The organism is Dactylosporangium sp. NPDC049140, from assembly GCF_040648435.1.
The window spans coordinates 93,871-114,336 of the sequence record NZ_JBEZDS010000023.1 but is presented as its reverse complement, the minus strand read 5'-3'; the positions used below and the strand labels follow the sequence as shown (position 1 = coordinate 114,336).

Annotated in this window: 22 protein-coding genes; 7 read left to right on the top strand and 15 right to left on the bottom strand. The window is 71.5% G+C overall.

Annotation, left to right across the window (positions count from 1 at the left end):
• Positions 1-7: 7 nt before the first annotated feature.
• A complete protein-coding gene (locus AB0B76_RS31785) occupies positions 8-955 on the bottom strand; it encodes a WYL domain-containing protein (RefSeq protein WP_360382383.1) in 948 nt (315 codons plus the stop codon).
• A complete protein-coding gene (locus AB0B76_RS31780; RefSeq protein WP_360382381.1) occupies positions 952-1,950 on the bottom strand; it encodes a WYL domain-containing protein in 999 nt (332 codons plus the stop codon). The genes AB0B76_RS31785 and AB0B76_RS31780 overlap by 4 nt, the downstream gene beginning before the upstream one ends.
• Positions 1,951-2,057: 107 nt before the next feature.
• On the opposite strand from AB0B76_RS31780, the gene AB0B76_RS31775 reads away from it, so the two are divergent.
• Complete coding sequence (locus AB0B76_RS31775) at positions 2,058-3,140, top strand: DUF3866 family protein (protein WP_360382379.1); 1,083 nt, start codon at positions 2,058-2,060, stop codon at positions 3,138-3,140.
• A gap of 122 nt (positions 3,141-3,262) precedes the next feature.
• On the opposite strand, the gene AB0B76_RS31770 is transcribed toward AB0B76_RS31775, so the two are convergent.
• The 5 genes from AB0B76_RS31770 to rfbA are packed head-to-tail and all read right to left on the bottom strand — an operon-like array spanning position 3,263 to position 6,983.
• Entirely contained in the window at positions 3,263-3,844 is a 582-nt protein-coding gene (locus AB0B76_RS31770) for a hypothetical protein (protein WP_360382377.1), read from the bottom strand.
• Complete coding sequence (locus tag AB0B76_RS31765; RefSeq protein ID WP_360382375.1) at positions 3,841-4,050, bottom strand: hypothetical protein; 210 nt, start codon at positions 4,048-4,050, stop codon at positions 3,841-3,843. The genes AB0B76_RS31770 and AB0B76_RS31765 overlap by 4 nt, the downstream gene beginning before the upstream one ends.
• A 36-nt stretch (positions 4,051-4,086) precedes the next feature.
• Positions 4,087-5,445, bottom strand: a complete 1,359-nt coding sequence (gene pafA, locus AB0B76_RS31760) for a Pup--protein ligase (RefSeq protein WP_360382373.1) — start codon at positions 5,443-5,445, stop codon at positions 4,087-4,089.
• 35 nt (positions 5,446-5,480) lie between these two features.
• Positions 5,481-6,080 carry a dTDP-4-dehydrorhamnose 3,5-epimerase family protein gene (locus AB0B76_RS31755; RefSeq protein WP_360382371.1) on the bottom strand — a complete coding sequence of 200 codons (600 nt, stop codon included), beginning with the start codon at positions 6,078-6,080 and terminating at the stop codon, positions 5,481-5,483.
• Positions 6,081-6,113: 33 nt separating this feature from the next.
• Positions 6,114-6,983: a glucose-1-phosphate thymidylyltransferase RfbA gene (gene rfbA / locus AB0B76_RS31750; protein ID WP_360382370.1), complete on the bottom strand. Its 870-nt coding sequence runs from the start codon at positions 6,981-6,983 to the stop codon at positions 6,114-6,116.
• 95 nt (positions 6,984-7,078) lie between these two features.
• On the opposite strand from rfbA, the gene rfbB reads away from it, so the two are divergent.
• The 4 genes from rfbB to AB0B76_RS31730 are packed head-to-tail and all read left to right on the top strand — an operon-like array spanning position 7,079 to position 9,990.
• A complete protein-coding gene (gene rfbB, locus AB0B76_RS31745; protein ID WP_360382369.1) occupies positions 7,079-8,071 on the top strand; it encodes a dTDP-glucose 4,6-dehydratase in 993 nt (330 codons plus the stop codon).
• Positions 8,068-8,913, top strand: coding sequence for a dTDP-4-dehydrorhamnose reductase (gene rfbD, locus AB0B76_RS31740; protein ID WP_360382367.1), 846 nt, complete (start codon positions 8,068-8,070; stop codon positions 8,911-8,913). The genes rfbB and rfbD overlap by 4 nt, the downstream gene beginning before the upstream one ends.
• Positions 8,910-9,302: a DUF2304 domain-containing protein gene (locus AB0B76_RS31735; protein ID WP_360382366.1), complete on the top strand. Its 393-nt coding sequence runs from the start codon at positions 8,910-8,912 to the stop codon at positions 9,300-9,302. The genes rfbD and AB0B76_RS31735 overlap by 4 nt, the downstream gene beginning before the upstream one ends.
• Positions 9,289-9,990: a glycosyltransferase family 2 protein gene (locus AB0B76_RS31730; protein WP_360382364.1), complete on the top strand. Its 702-nt coding sequence runs from the start codon at positions 9,289-9,291 to the stop codon at positions 9,988-9,990. Before AB0B76_RS31735 ends, AB0B76_RS31730 begins: the two co-directional genes overlap by 14 nt.
• Positions 9,991-10,043: 53 nt before the next feature.
• Here the strand turns inward: AB0B76_RS31730 and prcA are convergent, their stop codons facing one another.
• From prcA to arc, 5 genes are all read right to left on the bottom strand, one after another.
• Entirely contained in the window at positions 10,044-10,910 is an 867-nt protein-coding gene (gene prcA / locus AB0B76_RS31725; RefSeq protein ID WP_360382362.1) for a proteasome subunit alpha, read from the bottom strand.
• A 50-nt stretch (positions 10,911-10,960) separates the two neighbouring features.
• Positions 10,961-11,800 (bottom strand): proteasome subunit beta, encoded by an 840-nt coding sequence (prcB, locus tag AB0B76_RS31720; RefSeq protein ID WP_360382360.1) that lies wholly within the window; start codon positions 11,798-11,800, stop codon positions 10,961-10,963.
• 146 nt (positions 11,801-11,946) lie between these two features.
• On the bottom strand, positions 11,947-12,162 hold the full coding sequence (locus AB0B76_RS31715; protein WP_360382358.1) for a ubiquitin-like protein Pup: 216 nt from the start codon (positions 12,160-12,162) through the stop codon (positions 11,947-11,949).
• A gap of 46 nt (positions 12,163-12,208) precedes the next feature.
• A complete protein-coding gene (gene dop, locus AB0B76_RS31710) occupies positions 12,209-13,726 on the bottom strand; it encodes a depupylase/deamidase Dop (protein WP_360382356.1) in 1,518 nt (505 codons plus the stop codon).
• Positions 13,727-13,842: 116 nt separating this feature from the next.
• On the bottom strand, positions 13,843-15,609 hold the full coding sequence (arc, locus tag AB0B76_RS31705) for a proteasome ATPase (RefSeq protein ID WP_360382354.1): 1,767 nt from the start codon (positions 15,607-15,609) through the stop codon (positions 13,843-13,845).
• 197 nt (positions 15,610-15,806) lie between these two features.
• Between arc and AB0B76_RS31700 the strand changes: the two genes are divergently transcribed.
• Positions 15,807-16,109 carry a ferredoxin gene (locus AB0B76_RS31700; protein WP_360382352.1) on the top strand — a complete coding sequence of 101 codons (303 nt, stop codon included), beginning with the start codon at positions 15,807-15,809 and terminating at the stop codon, positions 16,107-16,109.
• Between the two features lie 54 nt (positions 16,110-16,163).
• Here AB0B76_RS31700 and AB0B76_RS31695 read toward each other — a convergent pair whose 3' ends face one another.
• Genes AB0B76_RS31695 through AB0B76_RS31685 form a run of 3 tightly spaced genes read right to left on the bottom strand, consistent with a single transcriptional unit; the run spans position 16,164 to position 18,866 of the window.
• On the bottom strand, positions 16,164-16,733 hold the full coding sequence (locus tag AB0B76_RS31695) for a hypothetical protein (RefSeq protein ID WP_360382350.1): 570 nt from the start codon (positions 16,731-16,733) through the stop codon (positions 16,164-16,166).
• Complete coding sequence (locus AB0B76_RS31690) at positions 16,711-17,658, bottom strand: tRNA (adenine-N1)-methyltransferase (RefSeq protein WP_360382348.1); 948 nt, start codon at positions 17,656-17,658, stop codon at positions 16,711-16,713. The genes AB0B76_RS31695 and AB0B76_RS31690 overlap by 23 nt, the downstream gene beginning before the upstream one ends.
• On the bottom strand, positions 17,655-18,866 hold the full coding sequence (locus AB0B76_RS31685; RefSeq protein ID WP_360382347.1) for a site-2 protease family protein: 1,212 nt from the start codon (positions 18,864-18,866) through the stop codon (positions 17,655-17,657). Before AB0B76_RS31685 ends, AB0B76_RS31690 begins: the two co-directional genes overlap by 4 nt.
• A gap of 71 nt (positions 18,867-18,937) precedes the next feature.
• Between AB0B76_RS31685 and AB0B76_RS31680 the strand changes: the two genes are divergently transcribed.
• The gene (locus AB0B76_RS31680; RefSeq protein WP_360382345.1) at positions 18,938-19,783 is read left to right on the top strand and encodes a RecB family exonuclease; all 846 of its coding nucleotides are present in this window, start codon (positions 18,938-18,940) and stop codon (positions 19,781-19,783) included.
• The last annotated feature ends 683 nt before the right edge of the window (positions 19,784-20,466 follow it).

Sequence of the window (20,466 nt, the reverse complement as noted above, 5' to 3'; positions counted from 1 at the left end):
ACCGACCTTAACGCACGTAGGCCGCGAGCGCCGCGTTCGCCTCGGCGACGACGGCCGCGGCGAGCGCGGCCGGGGCGACGACGGTGACCTCGGCGCCGAGGCGCAGCACGAGCCGGCGGGCCCAGTCGAGGTCGGAGGCGCGCAGGGAGACCGTCCAGAACTCGCCGGGGCCGCGCTCGACCGTCTCGCACGGGTACTGCTCGGTGATCCACCGCGCCGCCCGCCCCACGCGCAGGGTCACCAGCGGCAGGTCGGGCGTCGGGGTGAACAGCGTGCCGGTGCGCGTGTCGGTCGGCCGGGCCTGCCGCGGTACCTGCGCGGCCTCGTCGAGCTCGGTCGAGGCGTCGATGCGGTCGACCCGGAACAGCCGGACGGCCTCCGCGCGGCGGCACCAGGCCTCGAGGTAGGCCCACCGGCCCACCACGAGCACGCGCATCGGGTCGACGACGCGCTCGGTGGTCTCGTCGCGGGTGGCCGAGTAGTACGTGATCCGCAGCGCCCGCCGCCGGTCCACGGCCCCGCGCAGCTCCTCGAGCCGGTCGGAGGCGCCGGGCAGCCGCACCGCGACGGGCGCGTCGGCGAGGTCCCCGGCCGCGTGCTCGATCTTCGTCAGGGCCCGGTGGACGCCGTCGCCGGCGGTGACCCCCGGGGTCTCGGCGAGCATCCGCAGCGCCACGATGAGCGCGAGCGCCTCGTCGGGCGTGAGGCGCAGCGGGCGGCCGATGCCGGCGTCGTAGGTCAGCGTCACGCTGTCGCCGGAGAACGCCATGTCGATGAGGTCGCCGGGGCCGTACCCCGGAAGCCCGCACATCCACAGCAGCTCGAGGTCCTCGCGCAGCTGACGGTCGGTGATGCCCTGGTCCGCGGCCGCCTCGGCGATCGTGATGCCGGGGCGGGCCTGCAGGTACGGCACCAGGTTGAGCAGCCGGGCGAGGCGGTCCGCGGAGTTCGTCACGCCGGCACCCCGATCTGGGCGGCCGCCGGGTCGTAGGCGGCGGCGATGGCCCGCAGCCGGCGCACGACCTGGTCGCGCACCTCGGGCGGGTCGAGGACGAGCAGATCGGCGCCGTACCCCACCAGCCACCCGGCGAACAGATCCGCGTCGGAGTAGCTCAGGGTGAGCCGGTCGCCGTCGGGCCCGGGGACGCAGTCCTCGGCCCAGCGTCGTACCCCCGCGGCCCTTCCGGTCTTCACGAGGACCGTGGCGCGCCCGACGCGCTCGACGGGGCCGCTGAAGCCCGCGACCTTGGCGATGAGGTCGGTCCGGGGCGGCTCGTAGGCGCCCCGCCGGCCGAGCCGGCGCACCCCGCTGACGATCCGCGACAGGCGGAAGCAGCGCTCGGCGGCGCGGTCGAGGTCGTGGCCGACGACGTACCACCGGCCGCGCCAGCACACCACGCCCCACGGCTGCAGCCGGCGCACCCCGGCGCCGTCGCGCTCGGGGACCTCGTAGGAGAACGTGACCGCCTGGCGGTCGCGGACCGCCGCGGTGAGGGGCTCGAAGGCCGGGTCGACGGTGACGACCGCCTCGACGCCGAGGGTGGCGTGCGGGTCCACGTCGATGCCGCCGGCGCGCAGCTTGGCCAGGCCCGAGGACGCCGCCGCGGCCAGCCCGGTCTGCTGCCACAGCCGCACGGCGATCCCGACCGCGGCCGCCTCGTCGGGGGCCAGGTTGATGTCGGGCAGCGCGTACTCCCGGCGGGCGATGCGGTAGCCCTGCTCGTTGTCGAAGATGCTCGCGGTGCCCATCTCCAGCGGCACGCCGAGCTCGCGCAGCTCCGACTTGTCGCGCTCGAACTTGCGCTGGAACGCCTCGTGGTCGCGCTCGTCGTTGGGATCATGCTCGTAGCCGGGGACGATCGCGGCGATCTGCTCGGCGGTCAGGAAACGCCGCGTAGCGAGCAGGCAGATCACCAGATTCACCAGGCGCTCGGTTCGAGGACGCGACACGGAAGCGAACGTACCAGCCCGAACGCCCGTCCTGCGCCACCCCTGCGGTTGGCGTTTCACACCGTCACCGCGGCGGCGCGCTGTGTCGCTGCGTTACTGTGTGCGCCGTGATCCGCTGGCGCTGGGGAACCGTCGTGCAGTCCCGCCGCGAGTGGCGCGGCAGCCTGGAGCTCGACGTCACCGTCGAGAAGCGACGAGCGGAAGATCCCGGTTCGGTACGCGCACTGGCCTACCCCGCCCTCGTGGGCACCCCGCAGCCGGGCGACCGGGTACTGCTGAACCTGAACGCGCTCGCGCTCGGCCTCGGCACGGGCGGGTACGCGCTCGTCGTGGCGGTACCGGACCGGCTGCCCGACGACGTGGACGTCCCCGGCCACGTGGTCAAGGCGCGGTACACCCCGCTGCAGGCGATCGTGCTCGCCGCCGACGAGGAGGCCTCCCCCCTGCGCGCGGACCTGGCCGGCGCGGTGGACCTCGGCGGCATGCCGGTGGTCGTGGCCGACCTGCACTCGGCGCTGCCCGCGGTGCTGGCCGGCGCCCGGGCCCAGCGGCCGGACCTACGCGTCGCGTACGTCATGACCGACGGCGGCGCCCTGCCCGCCTGGTTCTCGCGCACGCTGGACGGCCTGCGCCCGCTCCTGGCCGGCACCGTAACCACGGGTCAGTCCTTCGGCGGCGACCTCGAGTCGACGAACGTACACAGCGGCCTGCTCGCGGCCCGGCACGGCCTGCGTGCCGACCTGGCCGTCGTCACCCAGGGCCCGGGCAACCTCGGCACCGGTACGAGCTGGGGCTTCTCCGGCGTCGCGGCCGGCGAGGCGGTCAACGCGGTGGCGGCGCTGGGCGGCCGCCCGGTGGCGGCCCCGCGCATCTCCGACGCCGACCCGCGCCCGCGCCACCACGGCGTCTCGCACCACAGCCTGACCGCCTTCGGCCGCGTGGCGCTGGCCCCGGCCGACCTGGTGATGCCGTCGGACCTGGCCCCGGCCCTGGCCGAGGTGGTACGCGCGGCGCTGGCCGCCCTGTGCCCGCCGCACACGCTGGTGGAGGTGCCGTCGGCCGACCTGGCGGCGGCGCTGGGCGAGCTGCCGGTGAAGCTCTCGACGATGGGCCGCGACCTGGCGGCCGACACCGCGTACTTCCTGTCGGCCGCGGCAGCGGGCCGTCACGCGGCGACTATCGCGGTTTAGCACGAAAAGTCGGGCGCTCCGCGCCGCGACTTTTCGGATTTATACCCCGTCGGGCGATAAATCAGATATGTCGGGGCGGGCCGGCGCCCGGCATATCGAGATCGACTTCCGCGGCGCGAAGGTCAGGCCTTCGACAGCGCCGTGTTCGCCACCGAGCGGAGCTGCGACAGATGGTCGGCCTCCGGAGCCGCCGCCACCACCAGGTACACCGCCACGATCGCCTTTCCCCGGCGCGTCAGCAGCGTCTTGGACTTGTCGCTCAACGCCGCCTCCCCCACCCCGCCCACGGCCTCCAGCGACGCGATGGTCGTCCACAGCTTCTGCGCCTGCGCCGGGTCCGTGAACGTCAGGGCCACCACGGTCACCTGGTCGCCCGCGGGGCTGCCGAACGGGCACATGCGGGCGCGCGCGTTGAGGCCGAGGGTCTGCACGGCCTGGCCGTACTGCGCCACGGCCGCGGCGCCGTCGCCCTGGCTCGGCTGGACCGGCAGGCCGGTGGACTGCTGGACCTGGGTGGCGCCGATGAGGCCCTGGCAGCCGTCCGAGTTGACGACCGGGGGCAGGGTCGGCGAGGCCAGCGGCTGGTGGGAGACCTCCGCGCCGCCGGTCGGGCCGGCCGGCAGCGGGGTGCGCTTCGGGCCGTCGTCGGTGCAGGCGGACAGGCAGGCCGCGAGCAGGACGACCGCGGCCAGGCGGCGGATCATGCGTACATCACGATCAGGGTGAAGAACACGATGACCGCGATCAGCACGAGGGCGAGCAGCCAGGTCGGGTACTTCGGGCCGATCGTGCGGTTCCGCTCGACCTCTTCGCGGATGCGCTGCAGGCGCCGGCCGAACCGGTTCGTGGCGGGGCGGTCCGGGTTGAAGTCGGCGTTGAGCTTCGGGGGCGGGTCCGGCAGGTTGTCCATAACCCGGCCAGAATAACGCCCCCGAAGCGCAATGCGTTACATGCTCGCGATCAGCCGGTCGACCCGCTCGTCGTAGGCGCGGAACGGGTCCTTGCACAGCACGGTCCGCTGCGCCTGGTCGTTCAGCTTGAGGTGCACCCAGTCGACGGTGAAGTCGCGGCGGCGCTCCTGGGCGTGGCGGATGAACTCGCCGCGCAGGCGGGCCCGGGTCGTCTGCGGCGGGGTCTCCTTGGCCTCGAAGATCTCCAGGTCGGTGGCGACGCGGTCGACCGAGCCGCGCTTCTCCAGCAGCCCGTAGAGGCCGCGGCCGCGGCGCAGGTCGTGGTAGGCGAGGTCCATCTGCGCCACCCGCGGGTGGGACAGCGGCAGGTCGTGCTTGGCCTGGTACCGCTCGATCAGCCCGAGCTTGGTCACCCAGTCGACCTCGCGCTCGACCTCCTTGTGGTTGCCGCTCTCCACGGCGCCCAGCACGCGGCCCCACAGGTCCATGACCCGCTTGGTGGCCGCATCGGCGCCGCGGCGGTCCAGGAACTCGGTGGCCTTGTCGTAGTACTCCTGCTGGATCTCCAGCGCCGAGATCTCCTTGCCGCTGGCGAGGCGCACGCGGCGGCGGCCGGTGATGTCGTGCGACACCTCGCGGATGGCCCGGATCGGGTTCTCCAGCGAGAGGTCCCGCATGGCCACGCCGGCCTCGATCATCCGCAGAACGATGTCCGCGGTGCCGACCTTGAGCAGCGTGGTGACCTCGTTCATGTTCGAGTCGCCGACGATGACGTGCAGGCGGCGGTACCGCTCGGCGTCCGCGTGCGGCTCGTCGCGGGTGTTGATGATGGGCCGGGACCGGGTGGTCGCCGAGGACACGCCTTCCCAGATGTGCTCGGCGCGCTGCGAGAGGCAGTACACGGCGCCGCGCGGGGTCTGCAGCACCTTGCCGGCGCCGCAGATCAGCTGGCGGGTGACCAGGAACGGGATGAGGATGTCGGCGAGGCGGCCGAACTCGCCGTGCCGGCTGACCAGGTAGTTCTCGTGGCAGCCGTACGAGTTGCCGGCGGAGTCCGTGTTGTTCTTGAACAGGTAGATCTCGCCCGCGATCCCCTCGTCGTGCAGCCGGCGCTCGGCGTCGACGAGCAGACCCTCGAGGATGCGCTCGCCGGCCCGGTCGTGGGCGACCAGGTCGGGCACGGAGTCGCATTCGGGCGTGGCGTATTCCGGGTGGGAGCCCACATCAAGGTAAAGGCGCGCGCCGTTGCGCAGGAACACGTTGCTGGAACGGCCCCACGACACGACGCGCCGGAACAGATAGCGGGCGACCTCGTCCGGCGACAGGCGGCGCTGTCCCCGGTAGGTACACGTGACCCCGTATTCGGTCTCAAGGCCGAAAATTCGCCGGTCCATGTACAGACATTAGCCGCCTGAACGCCGATTCGAACCTATTGGGAGCGGAGACTTTCGGTATACCTCTGGCAGGTGGCGTAGTCCGGCAGGCGCCCTTCCTCGAGGCGCTGCGCGAGCGTGGGGGCCTTGGCATCGCGGGCCGACAGCAGCGGCTCGGCGACGGGCCACGCGATGGCGAGGTCGGGGTCGAGCGGGTGCAGGTCGTGCTCCCCCGACGGGTTGTAGGTCTCCGACACCAGATAGGTGAGCGTGGCGTCGTCGGTGAGCGCGCAGAATGCGTGGCCGAGGCCTTCGGAGAGGTACACGGCGCGGCGGTCGACCTCGTCGAGCTGCACGCTGTCCCACTGCCCGAAGGTGGGCGAGCCGACCCGGAGGTCCACGGCCACGTCGAGCACGGCGCCGCGGATGCAGGTGACGTACTTCGCCTGCCCGGGCGGCACGTCGGCGTAGTGGACGCCGCGCACCACGCCGCGGGCCGAGACCGACAGGTTGCCCTGGGCCAGCCGCAGCGGGTGGCCGACCTCCTCGGTCAGGTGGTCGAAGCGGTAGAACTCGGTGAACAGGCCCCGGGGATCCCCGTGCAGGACGGGGGTGATCTCCCAGGCGCCGCCGATCGAGAGCTGTCGGATCTTCACGTGCTCACTCCAGCGTGTCGGTCTTGTGCGGTGTCAATTCTGCCAATCGAGGAGGTCGAGCAGGTACTCCCCGTATCCGCTCTTGCGCAGCGGCTCGGCGAGCTCGCGCAGCCGGTCGTCGTCGATGAGCCCGGCGCGCCAGCAGACCTCCTCGACACAGCCGATCTTGAAGCCCTGCCGCTCTTCGATCACGCGCACGAACTCGGCCGCCTGGACCATGGTGTGGAACGTGCCCGTGTCCAGCCAGGCGGTACCGCGGTCGAGGACGCCGACGTGCAGCTCGCCGCGCTCGAGGTAGGCCGCGTTCACGGCGGTGATCTCGAGCTCGCCGCGGTCGCTGGGCTTGAGGTCGCGGGCGATCTGCACGACGCGGTTGTCGTAGAAGTACAGACCGGGCACCGCGTAGCGGGACTTGGGCCGGATCGGCTTCTCCTCGATCGAGAGCACCCGCCCGTCGGGGGCGAACTCGACGACGCCGTAGTCCTGGGGGTTGGACACCGGGTAGGCGAAGACCCGTCCGCCGGTGATCTCGGCGTTGTCGGCGAGCCGCTGGCCGAGCGCGCCGCCGTGGAAGATGTTGTCGCCCAGCACCAGCGCCACGCTGTCGCCGCCGATGAAGTCGGCGCCGATGATGAACGCCTGGGCCAGGCCCTCGGGGCGGGGCTGGGCCGCGTACTGCAGGTTGAGCCCCCACTGGGAGCCGTCGCCGAGCAGCCGGAGGAACTGGTCCTGGTCCTCGGGGGTGGTGATCACGAGGATGTCGCGGATGCCCGCCATGACGAGGGTGGTGAGCGGGTAGTAGATCATCGGCTTGTCGAAGACGGGCATCAGCTGCTTCGACACGGCCTTGGTCAGGGGCCACAGACGTGAGCCGGTCCCACCGGCGAGGATGATGCCGCGCACCCGGTCACCGTACGGGACGGGCAACACCGGGGTCGACCCGGACGCGCCCAGGGTCAACCGGGGAACCAGCGCGGGTCCACTAGACTCTCGAACCCGTGAGAATCCTCGTCACCGGCGGAGCCGGTTTCATCGGCTCCCATTACGTGCGCACCCTGCTCAGCGGCGGTTACCCCGCGTACGCGGGCGCGGCCGTGACCGTCCTCGACAAGCTCACCTATTCGGGTAACCGGGCGAACCTCGCCCCGGTTCAGCACGACTCCGCGCTCACGTTCGTGGAGGGCGACATCTGCGACACCGAGCTCGTCACCGGGCTCATGCCCGGCCACGACGCCGTCGTGCACTTCGCCGCGGAGTCCCACGTCGACCGCTCGATCCTCGGCGCCGGCCCGTTCGTGACCACCAACGTGCTGGGCACCCAGGTGCTGCTCGACGCGGCCCGGGCGGCCGGGGTCGGGCGCTTCCTGCACGTGTCCACCGACGAGGTGTACGGCTCGATCCAGGAGGGCTCCTGGACCGAGGAGTGGCCACTGGCCCCGAACTCGCCGTACTCGGCCTCGAAGGCCGGCTCGGACCTGCTCGCCCTGGCCTACCACCGCACCCACGGGATGGAGGTGGTGGTGACCCGCTGCTCGAACAACTACGGCCACTACCAGTTCCCCGAAAAGGTGATTCCGCTCTTCGTCACCAACCTCATCGACGGCGGGACCGTCCCCCTCTACGGCGACGGCGGCAACATCCGCGACTGGCTGCACGTCTCCGACCACTGCGCCGGCATCCAGCTCGCGCTGGAGAAGGGCCGGGCCGGCGAGGTCTACAACATCGGCGGCGGCCGCGAGCTGACCAACCGGGAGCTGACCGAGGTCCTGCTCGGCGCCACCGGGCGGGACTGGGACTCGTCGGTGCGCTACGTCGAGGACCGCAAGGGCCATGATCGGCGGTACTCGCTGTCGATCGACAAGATCAGCAACGAGCTCGGGTACACCCCGCAGGTCACGTTCGAGCAGGGCATCGCCGAGACGGTCGCCTGGTACCAGGGCAACCGCGCGTGGTGGGAGCCGCTCAAGGCGCAAGCGGCGCTGGGCTCATGACCCGCTTCCTGGTTACCGGCGCCGGCGGGATGCTGGGCCGCGACCTGCTGGCCGTGCTCGACGGCCGGGAGGTGACCGCCGCAACCCGGGCGGAGCTGGACATCACGGACGCGGCGCAGGTCCGGTCCGTGGTCGAGGGCCACGACGTGGTCCTCAACGCCGCGGCCTGGACCGACGTCGACGGCGCCGAGGCCGACGAGGCCGGCGCGACAGCGGTCAACGGCACCGGCGTGGCCGTCCTGGCCGCCGGGTGCGCCGCGGCCGGGGCCCGGCTCGTGCACGTCTCCACCGACTACGTGTTCCCCGGCGACGCCGCCGAGCCCTACGCCGAGGACGCCCCGACGGCGCCGATCAACGCCTACGGCCGCAGCAAGCTCGTCGGCGAGCGGGCCGTGCTCGACGCGCTGCCCGGGACCGGGTACGTCGTGCGGACCGCCTGGCTCTACGGCGAGCACGGCCGCAGCTTCGTGCGCACGATGCTGCAGCTGGCCCGGGAGCGCGACTTCGTCGAGGTCGTCGACGACCAGGTCGGGCAGCCGACGTGGTCGCGCGACCTGGCCGAGCGCCTGGTGGCGCTGGCGGAGTCGGGGGCGCCCGCCGGGGTATACCACGGCACCGCCTCCGGCCGCGTCTCCTGGCACGGGCTCGCCGAGGCGGTGTTCGCCGAGTCCGGGCACGACCCGGCCCGGGTGCGCCGCACCACCAGCGCCGCGTACGTGCGCCCGGCGCGGCGGCCCGCGTTCAGCGTGCTCGGCCATGAGCGCTGGGCCGGGGCCGGGCTGGCCCCGATGCGCGACTGGCGTGCCATGCTGCATGACATGGTGTCCGGAGGTGCCCGGTGAAGCTCACGATCGTCACCGGTCTGACCGCGCTGGCGGTGCTCGCCTTCATGGTCGAGCTGCTGCGGCGGCGGCAGCTGCAGGAGAAGTACGCAATCCTCTGGCTGGCCGTCAGCATCGTCATGCTGCCGCTGGCGTTCTTCCCGTTCATCACCGACCGCACGGCGAAGCTGCTGGGCATCGCCTCCGGCGTGAGCCTGGTGCTGTTCCTCGGCATCGTCTTCCTGCTGCTGGTCACGGTGCACCTGAGCTGGGAGGTCAGCCGGTTGGAGGAGGAGACCCGGACACTGGCCGAGGACCTCGCGCTGCTGCGCAGCGAGCTGGGGCGCCCGAAGCCGCAGGACGAGATCCCGCACGAGGCGATCGAGGCGGCCCGCGATGATCAACGGTAAGAAGGTCCTGATCATCATCCCGGCGTGGAACGAGTCGGGGTCGATCGCCGAGGTGGTCCGGGAGGTACACGGCGAACTGCCGTCGGTCGACATCATCGTGGTCGACGACGGCTCCACCGACGACACCGCGATCAAGGCCGCCGACGCCGGGGCGATCGTGGCGAAGCTGCCGTTCAACCTGGGCGTCGGCGGGGCGATGCGCACCGGGTACCGCTACGCCCGCGACCACGGCTACGACGTGGCGATCCAGGTCGACGCGGACGGGCAGCACGACCCGCGGTACATCCCGAAGCTTGTCGACGCGCTCGACGATCACGACCTGGTGATCGGGGCCCGGTTCGCGGGCGAGGGCGGCTACAGCGTCAAGGGTCCGCGCCAGTGGGCGATGAAAATGCTTTCGGCGGTACTGTCGCGGCTGTCGCGAACGCGACTGACCGACACGACGTCGGGGCACCGCGCGTGCAACCGGCGCACGATCGAGTTCTTCGCGCACTGGTACCCGGCCGAGTACCTCGGCGACACGATCGAGGTGCTGGTCCGGCTGGCGCGCAACGGCTTCCGGATCACGCAGATCCCGGTCGCGATGCGCCCGCGGATGGCCGGGACGCCGAGCAACTCCCCCGTCAAGGCGACGATCTACCTCGGGCGGGCGTTCATCGTGCTGCTCCTGGCGATCATCCGGGCCTGACGCCTTCGCCTGGCGATGATGGTGGGGTCCGGCCGGACCCCACCATCAAGGCGCTACTCGTCCTCGGACTTGCTCTCCTCGGACTTGCTCTCCTCGGGCTTGCTGCCCTCGGCCGGGGCCTCGGTGCCGCCGGAGGCGTTGTCGGCCGGCGTGCTCGGCGAGGCCGGCGGCTGCGGCTTGTCCTCCAGGCCCTCCTCGACGTCCTGGGCGCCCGCGGCCGAGGTGTCCTCGAGGATGGCGGTCAGGGCGAGGCCGGTGAGCCGGCGGAACGTACGGCCCGGGCGGTTGCGGTCGAGGACCGCGACCTCGAGCTGGTGGGCCGCCATCTTGCGCGGCTGGCCGCCCTCGCCGCCGACACTGCCCAGACCATCCACCGCGAGCTTCAGGGCCTCAGCGAGCGTCTGGTCGGGCCGCAGGCGGCTTTTCACGGCGGTGGCGATGGCGTCGGACTGTCCGCCCATGGTCACCATGCCCTGCTCGTCCTGGACGGAGCCGTCGTAGGTGATCCGGTAGAGCTCGTCGTCCTCCGCGGTGAGGCCCGCCTCGGCGACGCAGATCTCCACCTCGTACGGCTTCTGCTCCTGGGTGAAGATCGCCCCGAGGTTGCGCGCATAGAAGTTGGCGATCTGCCGGCCGGTCACGTCGCCGCGGGCGTAGGAGTACCCGTGCAGGTCCGCCAGGCGCACCCCGGCGGAGCGCAGGGCCTCGAACTCCGGGTAGCGCCCGACGGCGGCGAAGCCGATGCGGTCGTAGATCTCACTGACCTTGTGCAGCGCGGTGGAGAGGTTCTCGGCCACGAACAGCACGCCGCCCTCGTAGCTGAGCACCATGACGCTGCGGCCACGAGCGATGCCCTTGCGGGCGTACTCCGAGCGGTCCCGCATGATCTGCTCGGGCGAGGCGTAGAACTGCATGGCCACGGTGGCGGGTTCTCCTTCGCTGGTGGTGGGGCGGGCTGCTGGGGCTGGGTTCAGATGCCGGGGTTGTCGCGCCGCTCGGCGATGATCTGCTCGGCGACCGCGCGGGTCTCGTCGTCGCTGAGCCGCCGCGTGCCCTCGACCGTCGCGGTCATGATCACCGGGAAGATGTTGCGCAGCAGGTCGGGGCCGCCGGTGGCGGTGTCGTCGTCGGCGGCGTCGTAAAGCGCCTCGACGGCGAGCTTCACGGCCTCGTCGGTGGTCACGCCGGGCCGGAAGCGCTTCTTCAGCGACGACTTGGCGAACAGCGAGCCGGAGCCGATCGAGTCGTACCCGCGCTCCTCGTACACCCCGCCGGCGACGTCGAAGCTGAAGATCCGCCCGGCCTTGTCGATGGTCTTGGCGTCGGTGTCGAAGCCGGCGAAGAGCGGCACCACGGCCAGGCCCTGCATCGCCGCGCCGAGGTTGTTGCGCACCATGCTGGCCAGGCGGTTGGCCTTGCCCTCGAGGGAGAGCATGCTGCTCTCGATCTTCTCGTAGTGCTCGAGCTCCACCTGGAACAGCCGGATCATCTCCAGGCCGAAGCCCGCGGTGCCGGCCATGCCGACGAGCGAGTAGGCGTCGGCCGCGAACACCTTCTCGATGTCGCGCTGCGCGATGAGGTTGCCCATCGTCGCGCGCCGGTCGCCGCCCATGAGCACGCCGTCGGAGCAGGTGATGGCGACGATTGTCGTGGCGTGGGCGCTCACGTCGGCCGCCATCCCCGGCGGCAGCGGCCGCCGGCCCGGGAGCATCTCCGGTGCCACGCTCGACAGGAACTCAGTGAAGGACGAGGTCCCGGCAGCGTGGAACGCGGCGGGCGGGCGCCCTGAGTGGTCAAGACCCGACGGCAACGGAGCCCCTCCTTGGTTGCGTGGTGATCGACTGTGGTGCGCCAACAATACGCCGCGGCCGCGCCGTTGAGCGGCGCGCCACAACGCTGTGGGCGAACAGGCGCCGCCCGCCCGGCGTGACCCGGACGGGCGGCGTCGTGGTGCGGCTACTCGCCGCCCTTCTGCACGTATCCGCGGACGAACTCTTCGGCGTTCTCCTCGAGCACGGAGTCGATCTCGTCAAGGAGGTCATCGACGTCCTCGCCGATCTGCTCGACCCGTTCGGCCGTCTCCGGGTTGACCTCGGGCGCAGCGACATCCTCTTCCTCGTCGCGCCGGGACTTACCGGACTGGGACTGCCCACCCGTATCCCTCGTAGCCATGCCTCATCCTCCTCGGGGGGACCACCATAGAACCGCTGCTTCGAACTTACCCGGAAGTGATCGCTTCGAGCAGATCCTTCGCGCTCGGGCATTTGTCGAACAGCGCGCCGACATGTTTCTTCGTCCCCCGCTCGGGCTCCATCATCGGCACCCGGACGAGGGACTCGCGGCCCACGTCGAAGATGACGGAGTCCCAGCTGGCGGCCACCACCTCGGCTGGGTACTTGGCCAGGCAGCGCCCGCGGAAGTAGGCGCGGGTGTCGTCCGGCGGCTCGACGATCGCGCGCTGGACCTCTTCCTCGGTGAACAGCGTCGCCATCGAGCCACGGGCGACCAGGCGCTGGTAGAGGCCCTTCTCGGGGCGCACGTCGGAGTACTGCAGGTCGACGAGCTGCAGCTTGTGCGAGCTCCAGCCCAGCGACTCGCGCTCGCGGTACCCCTCCAGCAGGCGCAGCTTGGCGACCCAGTCGAGCTCGCCGGCGCACAGCATCGGGTCGCGGCCGAGCTTGTCGAGCGCGTCCTCCCAGCGGTTGAGCACGTCGAGGGTGATCTCGTCGGCGTCGTCGCCCTCACGGCCCTCGACGAAGGCCCGGGCCCGCTCGTAGAACGCCCACTGGATGTCCAGGGCGGTGAGGCGGCGGCCGTCACGCATACGGATGAGGTGCTTGAGCGACGGGTCGTGGCTGACCGACCGCAGCTCGGTGACCGGGTCGGCGATGCCCAGGTCGCCCGAGAGCACCTTGTCCTCGATCATCGCGAGGATGAGCGACGTGGTGCCGACCTTGAGGTACGTCGAGATCTCCGACAGGTTCGCGTCGCCGATGATCACGTGGAGCCGGCGGTACTTGTCCGCATCGGCGTGCGGCTCGTCGCGCGTGTTGATGATGGGCCGCTTCAGCGTCGTCTCCAGCCCGACCTCGACCTCGAAGAAGTCGGCGCGCTGGGAGATCTGGAAGCCCGGGCCGGTGCCGTCCTGCCCGATGCCGACCCGCCCCGCGCCGCAGACGATCTGCCGCGTGACGAAGAACGGGGTGAGGTGCATGACGATGTCGGCGAAGGGGGTCTGCCGGCGCATGAGGTAGTTCTCGTGCGCGCCGTAGCTGGCGCCCTTGTTGTCGGTGTTGTTCTTGTAGAGGTGGATCGGCAGCGTGCCGGGGATGGTGGCGGCGCGCCGGGCGGCCTCGGCCATCACCCGCTCGCCGGCCTTGTCCCACAGCACGATGTCGCGGGGGTTGGTCACCTCGGGCGTGGAGTATTCGGGGTGGGCGTGGTCGACGTAGAGCCGGGCGCCGTTGGTCAGTATCACGTTGGCCAGGCCGAGGTCCTCGTCGGCCAGCGCCTCCGCCGGATCGTAGAGGGCACCTGAGTAGGTGAACCCCCGGGCGTCGCGCAGCGGCGACTCCTCCTCGTAGTCCCAGCGGGCGCGTCCGCCCTTGGTGAGCTCGGGCCGCGCCCCGTAGGCGTTGACCACCTGGGAGGACGTGACCATGGGGTTCGCACCCGGCTGGCCGGGCACGGACACGCCGTACTCGACCTCGGTGCCCATCACGCGCCGCACACTCATGAGACAACCCTAGTCGTATCGTCGGCCGTCCGGCCCACTCGGACGGGCCAGCTTGCCTGCAAGCTTAAGCGGGCGGTGACCAAAAGGTCACCGCCCGCTCATCGGCACATCGTGAACTACAGGTATTGGCCGGTGTTGGTGGCCGTCTCGATCGAGCGGCCGGCCTCGGCGCCCTTACCGCCGGAGACGAGCGTGCGGATGTACACGATCCGCTCGCCCTTCTTGCCGGAGATGCGGGCCCAGTCGTCGGGGTTGGTGGTGTTGGGCAGGTCCTCGTTCTCCCGGAACTCGTCGACACACGAGTCCAGCAGGTGCTGCAGGCGTACGCCCTTGGACCCGTTGGAGAGGAAGTCCTTGATCGCCATCTTCTTGGCCCGGTCGACGATGTTCTGGATCATCGCGCCCGAGTTGAAGTCCTTGAAGTACAGGACCTCCTTGTCGCCGTTGGCGTAGGTCACCTCGAGGAAGCGGTTCTCCTCGGTCTCGGAGTACATCCGCAGCACGACCGCGTCGATCATGGCCGCGACCGTCGCGTCCTTCGAGTCGCCGTGCTCGGTGACGTCGTCCTTGTGCAGGGGCACGTCGGTCAGGATGTACTTCGAGAAGATGTCCTTGGCCGCCTCGGCGTCCGGTCGCTCGATCTTGATCTTCACGTCGAGCCGGCCGGGGCGCAGGATCGCCGGGTCGATCATGTCTTCCCGGTTGGACGCGCCGATGACGATGACGTTCTCCAGGCCCTCCACGCCGTCGATCTCGCTGAGCAGCTGGGGGACGATCGTGTTCTCCACGTCGGAGGAGACGCCGGAGCCGCGGGTGCGGAACACGGAGTCCATCTCGTCGAAGAACACGATGACGGGCGTACCCTCGCCGGCCTTCTCCCGAGCGCGCTGGAAGATCAGCCGGATGTGCCGCTCGGTCTCGCCGACGTACTTGTTGAGCAGCTCGGGACCCTTGATGTTGAGGAAGTAGCTGGTCTGCCGCTCCTCGCCGCGCCGCTCGGCGATCTTCTTCGCCAGCGAGTTGGCCACCGCCTTGGCGATGAGGGTCTTGCCGCAGCCGGGCGGGCCATAGAGCAGCACGCCCTTCGGCGGGCGCAGCTTGTGCTCCCGGAACAACTCGGCGTGCAGGAAGGGCAGCTCCACCGCGTCGCGGATCATCTCGATCTGCGAGGACAGTCCGCCGATGTCGTGGTAGTCGACGTCGGGCACCTCCTCCAGGACGAGCTCCTCGACCTCGCTCTTGGGAATCCGCTCGTAGGCGTACGCCGACCGCGGCTCGATCATGAGCGAGTCGCCGGCGCGCAGCGGCGCGTCGGCGATGGTGTGCGCCAGGTGGACGATCCGTTCCTCGTCGGCGTGCGAGACGACGAGAGCCCGGTCACCACCCTCGAGGACCTCCTTCAACATGACGACCTCACCGACCCGCTCGTAGCCGAGCGCGTCGACGATGTTCAGGGCGTCGTTGAGCAGGACCTCCTGGCCTCGGCGCAGCTCCTCGGTCTCGATCGCCGGGGAGACTGCCACGCGCAGCTTGCGCCCGCCGGTGAACACGTCGACGGTGCCGTCGTCGTGGCGGGCGAGGAAGACGCCATATCCGCTCGGCGGCTGTGCCAGGCGGTCGACCTCCTCCTTCAGCGTCACGATCTGGGCTCGGGCCTCCTTGAGGGTGGCTACGAGCCGCTCGTTGTTTTCGGTCAGCCGAGCAATCTGCGCCTGCGCCGCGGCGAGCCTCTCCTCGAGCTGTCGCACGTGTCGAGGCGTCTCCGTCAGCTTGCGCCGCACCAGGGCGAGTTCCTCCTGAAGAAACGCGACCTGCGTGGAGAGATCGTGGGCGTCCTTCTCCCATCGTGCGGCGCGCGTCTCCGCGTCGTCGCTGCGTGCCACGTCCCACCTCCCCGGGGGCTTTGAACGTTGTGCTCTAACACTAACTGCTGATCGGCGGTTCAGGCCCCCTCGAACACGTGCGCCACAGGGTGTTTACAAATCCGGGATGCTCGAAGGGCCCTATGCACGCCCTTTTCCGGCCCGCTGCGGCGTGTGTCACGGTCCTGTGCACCGCCCCGGCGGTGTCGGGTAGCGTCATGCTGGTGAGCGTGGAGACTTCCCAGGACAGCCTGCAGGTGTGGGTCGACCAGGACCTGTGCACCGGCGACGGGCTGTGCGTGCAGTACGCCCCGGAGGTCTTCGAGTTCGACGTGGACGGCCTGGCCTACGTGAAGGGCGACGACGGCGAGCTGCAGCTGGCGCCCGGCAGCCGGGTCGGCGTGCCCTCCCACCTGCGGCTCGAGGTCATCGACGCGGCCAAGGAGTGCCCCGGCGACTGCATCCACGTGCACCGCGAGGCCGACGACGCGCCCGTGGCGGGCCCCAACGCGGAGGACTGACCCGGGGCGTTTCTCCCCGGCCGGCCATGCGTGAGTGAAGCTGAATGAAATTTCTTACAGCATAGGTTTGCCGACCAGGGAGCTCACCAGCCGCGCGAACTCCTCCAGCCGGGCGATCTGGCCCGCGCCGCCGTCGTCGAGGGTCTTGCCGAAGCGCAGCGCGTCGTGACGGATCACCGAGCCCGCATCCTCGGCCGCCACGTTGGCCTCGTCGAGGGACGTGAGCAGCAGGTACACGTCGACGCTGTCGACCCGGTGGGTGCCGTTCGGGTTGCGGCTGATGCGCCGGCGACAGCCGACCTCGGTCACCGCGGAGAGGGCCACCACCCGCAGCGACGAGGTCATCGAGCCCGGCGGCGCCTCCTCCGGCGGGATGTCCTCGCCGTGCCAGAGGATCAGCCGGTTGCCGTCGCAGACGACGACCTCCTGCCAGACCCCGTTCACGTCGTTGACGAATCGCTCCAGGGTGAAGCCCAGCACGCTCTGGCCGCGCAGGACGCCGGCCATGGCGTCGAGCGCGATGTCCGGATCGCGCAGGTATGCCCGGGCCGCCGACTCGAGGTCCGGGTACGGCGACCAGTCGGGAAAGACCGCGGGTAGGTCACTGAAGCTCGGTCGGCTCATGCCCCTCGGCCTCCTCGTCTGCCCGTGCGGCCGCGGCGGCCGCCAGCCGCCGTGCCGCGTACGCCTCGGCCCCCTTGCTCGGTTTGCGCCGGCGCGGCGGCGCGGTGACGCCCGGCGCGAGCTTGCGGGCGCTGACCAGGAACGCCGTGTGCGCGATCATGCGGTGGTCGGGCCGCACGGCCAGGCCCTCCGCGTGCCAGTCACGCACCAGACTCTCCCATGCACGAGGCTCGGTGTACCCGCCATCCTCGCGCAAGGCCTCCACCAACTCCGACAATTGGGGTGTAGTTGCCACATAGCCGATGAACACCCCGCCGGGGATCAGCGCCCGCGACACGAGCGGCAGGATCTCCCACGGAGTGAGCATGTCCAGGATTATCCGATCAAACCCGTCGTCTTCGCAGCCGGCCACGTCGCCGACCCGCAGGGTCCACCCGGGCTGCGGGCCGAGGAACGCCTCGACGTTGCGCCGGGCGATCGCGGCGAAGTCCTCGCGCATCTCGTACGACGTCACGCTGCCCCCGGGCCCCACGGCCCGCAGGAGTGAGCAGGTCAGCGCGCCGGAGCCGGCCCCGGCCTCGAGCACGCGGGCGCCCGGGAAGACGTCGCCCATGGCCACGATCTGGGCGGCGTCCTTGGGGTAGATCACCTGGGCGCCCCGGGGCATGGACAGCACGTAGTCGCTCAGCAGCGGGCGCAGGGCGAGGTAGGCGGTGCCGCCGGTGGAGCTCACCACGCTGCCGTCGGGCGCGCCGATGAGCTCGTCGTGGGCGAGTCGCCCGCGGTGGGTGTGGAACTCCTTGCCCGGCTCCAGCACGATCGTGTGCATCCGGCCCTTGGGGTCGGTGAGCTGGACCCGGTCGCCGGGGACGAAGGCGCCCCTACGGACGGCGGACGGGGTCTGGGCGGGGCTTTCCACGGTCACGTGCTGTTCCTCCGGGAGGTCGGCCGGCGTGGCCGCCGATCTGCGGCCACGAGGGAGACGAGCTCGGCGCCGCGCAGGACGCCGTGCACATCCTCCCCGGTGACCACCAGGTAGTCGCCGCCCGGGTCGTCCCTGATCGCCGCGAGCAGGTCGGCGCCGCGCAGATCGCCGGGGAGCACGTGCTCGCGGTCGATACGCCGGGTGACGTCACCGAGCGGCACCCAGGGCCGCCGCTCGGCCGGCACCGCCCGCGCCGAGGCGCCGTGCACGAAGCCCAGCAGGCTGCCGCTGGACTCGACGACCGCGACCACCGGCCGGCCGTCGTCGCCGAGGGCCGCGATCCGGTCCGCCTCCGACAGCGGGGTGTGCGCCCTCAGGGCCACCAGGGGCCGGGCCAGCTCGCGGGCGCTGAACGGGGGCAGGCGGCCCACCACCTTCGCGTGCCGTATCGCCTGACCGGCCCCGACCCACATGGTGAGCGCGACCAGGAGGGTGAACAGGACGCCGAAGTACCCCTTGACCAGGGGCGAGAACAGCAGGAGCACGGCCACGGCGGCGGTCGCCACGGCGAGCAGCCGCCCGACCCAGCCGGCCACGATCCGGCCCGTGTTCGGGTCGCCGGTCAGCTTCCAGACCAGCGCCTGCAGGGCCCGTCCGCCGTCCAGCGGCAGCCCTGGCAGGGCGTTGAAGACCGCGACGACGATGTTGGACAGGGCCAGCTGGAACGCGAACGTCTCCGGGATGCCGCCAGGCGGCAGGACGGCGGCCGCGGCCGCGGCGAGCAGGCCGAGAACGAGGGAGACGGCCGGCCCGGACAGCGAGACGTACAGCTCGATGCCAGGGCGCGGGGCCTCGCGCTCCATCTCGGTGTAGCCGCCGAGCATCTCCAGGGTGATCCCCCGCACACCGATGCCGCTGTGCCGGCTGGTGACGGCGTGGCCGAGCTCGTGCAGCAGCACCGAGACGAGCAGGCACACGACGAAGCCGAAGCCGACGGCGAGCCCCGCGGTGAGGGTGAGCCGGCCGGAGCGGGCCGAGAGGTACTGGCCGTACGTGATCGTGATCAGGGCGGCGAGCAGCAGCCAGGAGGGCGCCAGGGAGATCGGGACGCCGGCGATCCGGCCCAGCGGGATCCCCGCGCCCCGCTCCCGGGGCTGCGGGCGGGCCGCCGGCGACGCCGGCGCGGATGCCGTGCGGTGTTCGTCCATTGCCCCCGATGCTACGGGTTCGGCGGTTCGCGGCGACTTTTCTGTCGTACCCCCCGTTTAACCTCTTGGACATGACGGTGCCCGTTACCTCCGCCCTGCCAACCCTGTCGCCGTCGCGCGCCGCCGACTTCAAGACGTGTCCCCTGCTGTACCGCTTCCGCAGCATCGACCGCCTGCCGGAGCGCCCGACCCCCGACCAGGCCCGGGGCACCCTCGTCCACGCCGTGCTCGAGGTGCTCTTCGACAGCCCGGCCGGGGAGCGCACCCCCGACCGGGCGGCGGAGCTCACGGCGCCGCAGTGGGCGCGCCTGGTCGAGGAGGAGCCGGAGCTGGCGTCGATCTTCGCCGGGTCGCCGCTCACCCTGGACGAGTTCCTCCACGAGGCCCGGGAGCTGCTCGGCGGGTATTTCGCGCTCGAGGACCCCAACCGGCTGGAGCCGGCCGACCGCGAGGCCTACGTGGAGGCGCAGGTCGACGGCCGCCTGGTGATCCGCGGGATCATCGACCGCCTCGACGTGTCCCCGGCCGGCGACGTGCGGGTCGTCGACTACAAGACGGGCGGGGCGCCCCGCGAGGCGTTCGAGGCCCGCGCGATGTTCCAGCTCAAGTTCTACGCCCTGGTGCTGTGGCGGACCCGGGGCGTCGTGCCACGGGTCCTGCGGCTGATGTACCTGCGGGACCAGGAGGTGTGCGACTTCGCCCCGGACGCCGACGACCTGGAGCGCTTCGAGCGGACGCTGCTCGCGCTGTGGGAGGCGATCTCGGCGGCGACGGCGGCGCAGGACTTCCGGGCCAAGCCGTCGCGGCTGTGCGGGTGGTGCGCGCATCAGGCGCTGTGCCCGGCCTACGGGGGGACGCCGCCGGCGTTTCCGGCGGTCGCCTCGGACTCGGGGGCGGTGGTGGTCGAGCGGGACTGAGAGGTCACCTGCGTCGCTGGGGCGGCGGGTCGAGCGGAACGGAGAGGTCAGCGAGGTCAGCTGGGGCGGCGGGTCGAGCGGGACTGAAGCGTCGGCTCGGTCTCCTGGCCTTCTGCGCGGTCCGCATCGCGCCGGCGGCGGTCGTCGCCGTGCCAGGTCCGGATCGGCGCGACGGACACCGCCGGCCCAGAACGCCCTGCCAGCTGTGTCTCGTGCGCGTCCCGGCGGCGGCGGTCGTCGCTGCGCCAGGTGCAAATCGGCGATTCGGGCGCCCGGACCGCCGGGTCGGCGCGGCGGCGGGCTGACCCGCGGCGCCCATCCGAGCCGGCGCGCCCTCACCGGCCCGCAGCGCCCAGCCCGACCCGGCGCGGCCACCGACCAGCCCGCAGCACCAGTCCAACCCGACCCGGCGACCGACCAGCCCACCGCCCGCGGCACCAGTCCGGGCCGGCTCGGCGACCGACCACCCCGCAGCCCACCGCCCGCGGCCCCAGTCCGACCCGACCCGGCCCAACCCGGCGACCGACCAGCCCACAGCGCCAGTCCGACCCGAGCCCGCGCGACGACCGATCGGCCCACAGCCCCCGCGCCAGTCCGACCCGAGCCCGCGCGACGACCGATCGGCCCACAGCCCCCGCGCCAGTCCGACCCGAGCCCGCGCGACGACCGATCGGCCCACAGCC

Excerpts from the sequence above, each read along its gene's own strand:
- AB0B76_RS31770 (WP_360382377.1), bottom strand. The coding sequence starts at position 3,844 with ATGATCCGCCGCCTGGCCGCGGTCGTCCTGCTCGCGGCCTGCCTGTCC.
- AB0B76_RS31765 (WP_360382375.1), bottom strand. The coding sequence starts at position 4,050 with ATGGACAACCTGCCGGACCCGCCCCCGAAGCTCAACGCCGACTTCAAC.
- pafA (WP_360382373.1), bottom strand. The coding sequence starts at position 5,445 with ATGGACCGGCGAATTTTCGGCCTTGAGACCGAATACGGGGTCACGTGT.
- rfbD (WP_360382367.1), top strand. The coding sequence starts at position 8,068 with ATGACCCGCTTCCTGGTTACCGGCGCCGGCGGGATGCTGGGCCGCGAC.
- AB0B76_RS31730 (WP_360382364.1), top strand. The coding sequence starts at position 9,289 with ATGATCAACGGTAAGAAGGTCCTGATCATCATCCCGGCGTGGAACGAG.
- AB0B76_RS31715 (WP_360382358.1), bottom strand. The coding sequence starts at position 12,162 with ATGGCTACGAGGGATACGGGTGGGCAGTCCCAGTCCGGTAAGTCCCGG.
- dop (WP_360382356.1), bottom strand. The coding sequence starts at position 13,726 with ATGAGTGTGCGGCGCGTGATGGGCACCGAGGTCGAGTACGGCGTGTCC.
- AB0B76_RS31700 (WP_360382352.1), top strand. The coding sequence starts at position 15,807 with ATGCTGGTGAGCGTGGAGACTTCCCAGGACAGCCTGCAGGTGTGGGTC.
- AB0B76_RS31695 (WP_360382350.1), bottom strand. The coding sequence starts at position 16,733 with ATGAGCCGACCGAGCTTCAGTGACCTACCCGCGGTCTTTCCCGACTGG.
- AB0B76_RS31685 (WP_360382347.1), bottom strand. The coding sequence starts at position 18,866 with ATGGACGAACACCGCACGGCATCCGCGCCGGCGTCGCCGGCGGCCCGC.
- AB0B76_RS31680 (WP_360382345.1), top strand. The coding sequence starts at position 18,938 with ATGACGGTGCCCGTTACCTCCGCCCTGCCAACCCTGTCGCCGTCGCGC.